Origin of the sequence: Kitasatospora nipponensis (assembly GCF_039528135.1) — a bacterium.
In the GTDB taxonomy this organism is placed as follows: domain Bacteria; phylum Actinomycetota; class Actinomycetes; order Streptomycetales; family Streptomycetaceae; genus Kitasatospora; species Kitasatospora nipponensis.
Window position 1 is genome coordinate 47,128 of sequence record NZ_BAAALF010000038.1, and the last position, 7,188, is coordinate 54,315.

At 75.7% G+C, this 7,188-nt stretch carries 6 protein-coding genes; all 6 read left to right on the forward strand.

The window, feature by feature from the left end; translation table 11 throughout:
- The first annotated feature begins 24 nt into the window (after positions 1 to 24).
- Positions 25 to 1,209 carry an Hsp70 family protein gene (locus tag ABD323_RS13860; protein WP_344441776.1) on the forward strand — a complete coding sequence of 395 codons (1,185 nt, stop codon included), beginning with the start codon at positions 25 to 27 and terminating at the stop codon, positions 1,207 to 1,209.
- 95 nt (positions 1,210 to 1,304) lie between these two features.
- On the forward strand, positions 1,305 to 2,201 hold the full coding sequence (locus ABD323_RS13865) for a TRAFAC clade GTPase domain-containing protein (RefSeq protein WP_344441777.1): 897 nt from the start codon (positions 1,305 to 1,307) through the stop codon (positions 2,199 to 2,201).
- Between the two features lie 67 nt (positions 2,202 to 2,268).
- Positions 2,269 to 3,324, forward strand: a complete 1,056-nt coding sequence (locus ABD323_RS13870; protein ID WP_344441778.1) for a hypothetical protein — start codon at positions 2,269 to 2,271, stop codon at positions 3,322 to 3,324.
- Between the two features lie 3 nt (positions 3,325 to 3,327).
- On the forward strand, positions 3,328 to 4,743 hold the full coding sequence (locus tag ABD323_RS13875; RefSeq protein ID WP_344441779.1) for a hypothetical protein: 1,416 nt from the start codon (positions 3,328 to 3,330) through the stop codon (positions 4,741 to 4,743).
- A complete protein-coding gene (locus ABD323_RS13880) occupies positions 4,740 to 6,755 on the forward strand; it encodes a dynamin family protein (RefSeq protein WP_344441780.1) in 2,016 nt (671 codons plus the stop codon). The genes ABD323_RS13875 and ABD323_RS13880 overlap by 4 nt, the downstream gene beginning before the upstream one ends.
- 7 nt (positions 6,756 to 6,762) lie before the next feature.
- A partial coding sequence (locus tag ABD323_RS13885) for a GTPase (RefSeq protein WP_344441781.1) occupies positions 6,763 to 7,188 on the forward strand: 426 nt, incomplete at its 3' end.

The window sequence follows — 7,188 nt, forward strand, 5'->3', positions numbered from 1 at the left end:
CTCACGCGTGTTCCTGACTGGTCGTTGGCAATCGACTTCGGCACCTGCTTCAGCACCGCGGCCACCCGCGTGGAGCCGGACGGCACCGCGCGGGCCGTGGAGATCGAGAACAGCCGCTACCTGCCCTCGCTGGTCTGCCTGGACGACGCCGGCACCCTGCTGACCGGTCGCGCCGCGGCCCAACTCGCCGCCCAGCGGCCCGAGCTGGCCGAGCAGGCCCCCAAGCGGGCGCTGGTGCGCCAGGAGGCGGTCCTGCTGGGCGGCCGCGAGTTCGCCACCGCCGACCTGGCCGCGGCCGTGCTGCGGCGGGCCGCCGAGGCGGCCGCGGCCGAACACGGCGGACGGCCGCCGCGCGGCACCGTCCTGACCCATCCCGCCGACTGGTCGCCCGTCGAACTCGCCCGCCTGACCCACGCCGCCGACCTGGCCGGACTGTCGGTTCCCGAGCTGGTGCCCGAACCCGTGGCGGCCGCCCGCTACCACGCCGCCCGCACCGCACCGCCGCCGCACGGCGCGATCGCCGTCTACGACCTGGGCGGCGGCACCCTGGACACCGCCGTCCTCGACTGGGACGGCACCCGCTTCAGCGCCACCGCGGTGGCCGGCGACCCCGACTTCGGGGGCCGCGACCTCGACCAGGCCCTGCTGGACCTGCTCCGCGAACGCGCACTGGACCTCGATCCCCGGCCCTGGCAGCGGCTCTGGGACGCCACCACCCCCACCGCCCGCCACCAGCAGTCCGCCCTGCGGGCCGCGTTGACGCTCGCCAAGGAGGCGCTGTCGAGCACCGCGACGGTCTACCTGACGGTGCCCGGCTACCCCGAGCCGTTCGTGGTGCAGGGCGGCGAGTACCGGGAGGCGATCGCCCCGGCCCTGTCGTCCTCGGTCGCGCTGCTGGAGCGCACCGTGGCCCGGGCCGGCCGCACCCCCGGCGACCTGCACGCCCTGGTCCTGGCGGGCGCCGCCAGCCGCACTCCGCAGGTCTCGGACCTGATCGCCGCCCGGCTCGGGCGGCTGCCCGAGATCGCCGCGGATCCCAAGGCGTCGGTCGTCCTGGGCGCGCTCACCGAACCGCCGTCCACTCCGCGGGACCCGGCGCAGGAACAGGGGCCGCAGCAGCGGCCGGACGAGGGACCCGCCCGGCGGTGGGCGGTGACCCGTTACCCGGACGAGGTGGACCCGCACCTCGACGGCCGCCTGATCCGCTGACCGTCTCCCGTCTCCCGTCTCCCGCCGTCACCGCCCAGCCGCTCCCCCGCTCCCCCGCCTGGTCCCACCCGTGCCCGCGATCACCGAGGACCCGCATGAACATCGTGATGCTCGGCCACAGCGCCGCCGGCAAGACGAGCTACCTCTCCCTGATGTACGCGGCCATGTGCGACGGGGTGGAGGGGCTGACCCTGGGCACCGCCGACCCGGCGGCGCACCGCTCGCTGGTCAACGGCGCCGGCGCGATCCTGCGCGGCAGCTACCCGCGGGCCAGCGACCGGCGCCAGGCGTACGAGTTCGTGCTGCGTCACCAGGGCGCCGACGTCTTCCCGTTCCGCTGGACCGACCACCGTGGCGGGGCCCTGACCGAACTGCGCTCCGCCAGCGCGCAGGCCCGGCAGTTGCACGAGGACCTGGTGGCCGCGCAGGGCATCGTGCTCTTCGTCGACGCCCTGCACCTGGCCACCGACCCCGAGGCCCCCGAGGCGGTCCGCCGGCTGATCGTGCGGGTGCACCAGGCCGTGGACGCGCGCGAGGAGACGCTGACGCCGCTGGTCATCGCGCTCACCAAGACCGACCTGGTCGACCTGGGCGCCCCCGGCGGCGAGGAGCGCTTCGTGGGTCCCTTCCTGCCGCTGATCGAGGCCGTCGCCGGGACCCGGCACATCCAGGGCGCCTTCATCCCGCTGGTCTGCGGGCCGGAGCCGGAGAACGTGGTGCTGCCGGTGCTCTGGACGCTGCGCTTCGGCATCCTGGGGCGGGCCATGGAACTGAGCGCCTCCATCGAACGGCTGGTCGCCTCCGCGCAGTACGCCGACGCGCGCGACACCGTGTGGGACCGGATCGGCAGTTGGTGGACCGACCAGCCCTCCTGGGCCTCGATGCGCGACCGCGCCCGGGCCGAGGCGGCCGGCGAACTCGCCCGCCTGCAACCGCTGGTGGCCCCCGCCGACCGGCTGGCCGAACTACTGGAGGACGTCCTGGCGTTCTGAGTCCCCGCCGCCACCACCCGCACCCACCACCCGCGCACGACCGAGACGAGGAACGAGGGCACCGACGATGGCCGTACCGACGATCACCATGACGATGCTCGGGGCCAGCGGCTCCGGCAAGACCGCGTACCTGCACGGGATGTACAACCGGCTCTCCTCCGGGGTCCAGGGCTACTACCTCTACACCATCGACCCCGACCAGGACCTCGACCTCGCCGACCACTGGTCGCTGCTGCGGCGCAACGGCACCATGCCGAAGGCGACTTCGGAGGAGCCCCGGCGCTACGACTTCATCTTCCGCCGCGGCATGCGCGACCTCGTGGAGATCGACTGCACCGACTTCCGCGGCAACGCCGCCCTCGACCGCCGCGGATCGGCCGCCGACGTCCACCTGCTGGAGCAGCGACTGGCCGCCTCCGACAGCATCGTGCTGGTGCTGGACTCGGAGCACGTGGCCCAGTGGGTCCGGGCCGGCACGCCGGGCAGCCTGGACCGCGATGACGACCCGATGGAGATCGCCCGCTTCAGCCGGGCCATCTCCGGCGTCTTCACCGCCCGCAAGCGCGAGGGCGGGCCGAGCCCGGCGATCGTCGTGCTGCTCACCAAGGTCGACCTGCTGTCCGGGCTGACCGGCATGACGGCCGCCGAGGCCCTGGTGGCCGTCGCGAAGAACCTCGGCAAGCTGGTCCCCGCGCTCGCCGACGACCAGGCCGAGGGGGTGACGGTGGCGCTCTGCCCCGTCCAGCTCGGCAACTTCGGCGCCGCGCGGCTGGAGCGGGTGGACTCGCGGGCGATCAACCCGAAGAACCTCCACCTGCCGATCGTCTTCAGTCTGCGGCACTACCTGACCGAGGGGATCGCCCGCAACCAGGAGGCCATCCGGGAGCTCACCGCCGGACTGGACTCCAGCCGCAGCGAACTGGCCGCGCTGAGCCGGGGGTTCATGGGCGGATTCTTCCAGGGCGCCCGCAAGACGGCCGCGCAGCTGGAGATCGAGCGGCTGCTGACCCAGGGCACGGTGACCAACGCGATGCTGCAGCAGGCCCAGGAGAAGTGCCGCGAGCTGGACCGGGAACTGCGCGGGATCGCGATCTACCGCGACGGCCGACTGCTGACGGACTGAGCCATGACCACTCCTCAGCACCCCCGACCCGGCTACGGCGACTGGTCGGCGGTGATCTACGGGCGCACCTTCCGGGTCGACCAGTGGTGGCGCGCGCTGCCCACCGGGATCGATCGGCAGGGTCCGGTGGGCCGTGCGGTGCGGGCCGCCGTCGCGGGCGGCGACCGGCTGGAGCAGGGGCCGCGGTTCCTGCTCCAGCGCGACGAGCACGGCGTCCTGGTCGGCGCCGCCTGCGAGTTCACCCCGCTCAGCACGACCATGGGCCACGACCGGTTCGGCCGTCCGCTCTACGGCTTCGTCGGCTGGTACAGCCGCACCCCGGCGACCGCCCGATTCCCCGGGCTGACCGAGCTGGCGGCCGGCTTCGAGCGGTGGGCCGCCCCCGTCTACCAGGAGTGGGTCACCCGCACCTGGCAGGCCGTCGACCGGCTGGAGGCGGAGCCGTGCGCCACCGCCCCGCGGCCCGCGCCCTGGGGGCCCGAACCGGCGGCGCCCGGACCGGCCGAGCTGACGGCCGCCGGCGGCTGGCGCCCCGCCCGCGCCGGCTACGCGCACCTGCTGCCGCGCTCGCAGGCCGGCCCGCTCTGGGCCTCGGCCCGCACGGCCGCGCGCGAACGGTGCGTGCTGGTCACCGGCTGGCAGCGCCGCTCGGACGCCGACCTGCGCCGCATCACCCACCTCTGCAGTGCGGACGCCACCGGGTACGAGCTGGTGGTGGTCCCGCCCCCACGTCCCGCGGCGCCGCCCCGCGGGGCCGGAGCGGCGTCCGGACCGGCATCCGGACCACAGTCCGGATCCAGGCAGGCGGCGTACGACCGGCCGGATCCGGACCACCCCCGGGACGAGGGGGACACCCCCTGGTACCGGGGAGCCGTCGACGCGGTCTCCGGGGCCTTCGACCGGCTGATCGGATGCGGCCCGCCGGACGAGGCCGACCACCGGCCGCCCCCGTCGCCGCCGACGTCACCCGTCCCACCGCCGCGCTCCGGCGGCCACCGGCGCGAGCCGGTCCGGGAGGGCCGCCCCGACAAGCCGGGATGGGCCCCCTGGTCATCGAACCGGGGGCGCCGCCCGAGCGAGGGGGCGGGCGGCGCCCCCGTCCCACCGCAGGGGCCGAGCGGCGGGACGGCACCGGCCGCGCGGCGTCCGCAACCGCCCAGCGCGGAGCGGCCACTGTTCGATCGGACCGCCTCCGCGGACCCGCAACAGGCCGACTACTCGGGCATGTTCGGCGGCTTCGACGAGCCCGCCCCGGCAACCGAACCAGCAACCGAGCCAGCACCCCGCACCACCGCCCCGCCCGCCGACGGCTCGCCCACCGACGGTCCGCCCGCCGTCACCCCGTCCGGCGACGGCGCCGGGCCCCGCACCGAGACCGAGACCGACCCCGACACCACTCCCCCCGGAGGCGCGTCATGACGTCACCGCACAGCACGGTCCCCCTGAACGAGCAGGTCCTGGGCTTCGCCGCCCGGGCAGCCGAACTGCTGGCGGGCGCGGCGTCCCCCCAGGACGACACCACCTCGCCCCGGTTGGCCGAGGCGATCCGCGCCGAAGCGGCCAGGACCGCGGGCGGCGCGGCCTGCCTGGTCGTGGTCGGCGAGAAGAAGCGCGGCAAGAGTTCCCTGATCAACAGCCTGGTCCGCAGCTGGGAGCTGCTGCCGGTGGACGCCGACGTGTCGACCGGCGTCCATGTGACGGTCCGCCACGGCGACCGCCCGCGCGCCACCGCCTTCCTGCTCCCCGCCGCCCCCCTCGACGGAACCGCACCGCAGGCGACCCCCGCCGGGCCGACCCCCGCGGACGGGGTCGGCCCGGACGGGCTGCGCCCGGAGCCGATCGAGCTCGACCAGCTCGCCCGGTTCGCGGCCGTCGACCCGGTCACCGGCCGCACGGAGCGCGCCGACGTCCACCACGTGGAGGTCGCACTGCCCGCACCGCTGTTCGCCACCGGGCTGGAGCTGGTGGACACCCCGGGGGTCGGCGGCCTGGTCAGCGGGCACGCCCACCTGGCCCTGGCGGCCCTGGAACAGGCCGACGCACTGGTCTTCGTCGTCGACGGCTCCAGCGAACTGACCCGCTCCGAACTGGAGTTCCTGGCCCAGGCCACCGAACGGACCGCCGAGACCGTCTTCGTACTCACCAAGACCGACAGCCACGACGCGTGGCCGACCGTCCTCGAACGCAATCGCGAACTGCTCGCCCAGCACGCGCCCCGGCACAGCGCGGCTCCCTGGTTCCCGGTGAGCAACCGGGCCCGGCGGGACGCCGAGGCCGCCGCCGAGGCCGGGCCGGCGGCCGAGGCGGCCCTGCTGCTGGAGGACAGCGGCTTCGAGGCGCTGGAGAAGGTGCTGGCCGAGCGGATCGCCGCGCGGGCCGGCGAGTTGCGGCTGGCCAACCTGGTGCACGTCACGCTCTCCGCGCTCGCGGCGCCGCTCGCGGGCCAGAAGCGCCGGCTGCGCTCGCTGCAGCAGGACCCGTTCCTGGCCGCCGAGGTGCAGCGCACCGAGCAGTCGCTGCGCGCCCTGCAGTCGGAGGGGGCGCAGTGGCGCCGGCTGCTGTCGATCGGCGCACGGGACCTGAAGAACGCGCTGCAGCTGGACTTCCGCCGCAACCTCAACGACCTGCGCCAGTTGGCCGAGCGCCAGATCGCGACCACCGGCCCGGCCGCGCTGGCCCAGGAGTTCCCCGCCGAACTCGAGGCGCAGGTGGAGGCGGTCTGGCTGGAGGTGGACGCCACCACCCGGCGCGGGTTGACCGCGCTGGTCGAGGCGGTGCGGCGGGAGTGTGCCGAGGTGCTGGCCCACGATCTCGCTCCCGGTCCGGTGCCCGAGGACGACACTCCGCTGCTGCGGGCCCAACGGGACGCCGGTCCGGTGGAGATGGTCCGCTCCACTCACCAGGAGGGCGGTCCGCTGGGCCTGTTGGAGAACCTGGTGCCCTCGCTGAGCACCGCCGGACTGGCGGCCGGCGTGGTCGCGATGATGACCAGCAGCGTGCTGCTGCCGATGGCCGCGGGCTACGCGATGCTGGCGGTGATGACCCGACGACGCCGCCAGCGCGCCGAGTTGGGCCGCGCCCGGGGCGACGCGACCCGGCACCTCAACCGGGTGCTGGCCGAGCTCGGCACCGAGATCCCCTCGCAGATCACCATCCGGGTGGACGAACTCGTCGACGGGCTCACCGACGCCCTCGACCAGGGACTGCTCACCCAGCGGGGCCGCCTGGAGAGCGAACTCACCGACTACCGGCGGAACCTGGCAGCCTCGGCCGCCGAACTGGAGGTCGCCCGCGAGCACACCCGGCGCCGGGTGGAGACGCTGCAACGGCTGCGCGCCGAGGGCCTGGCGCTGACCCGCGCGCTGGGCTTCCCGCTGGTCGACGACGGGACCGCGCGGCAGCCGGCGGACTCCGTCGCAGCAGCCGGGTGAGGTGTCGGTGAGCGGCGGGGCCGTGGACAGCGGGCCGGCGGGCGACCGGCGGGACCACGCCGAGCCCCTGAGCACCGCGCCCGCCGCCGGTGAGCTGGTCGCGCTGACCGCCGCGCTCTGCCGGCAGTTGGACCCGCTGCTGCCACCCGGTGCGACGGCCGACGCCGTGCGCGCGCTGCGCGCCCGGCTCGCCGAGCCCGGCCTGCGGGTGGCGGTCGGCGGGCGGATGGGCGTCGGCAAGACCACCCTGGTCAACGCCCTGCTCGCCCGCAGGCTCGCGGCCAGCGCGGCCACCGAGTGCACCACGGTGGTGGCCCGGTTCCGGGCCGGTCCGCAGAACCGGGTGCGGGTGCGGCTGCGGGACGGCGGCGCCCGGTGGACGGCCGGGCGTCCGGGCGGCGGGATCCCGCGCGACCCCCGCGCGCTCCGGGCC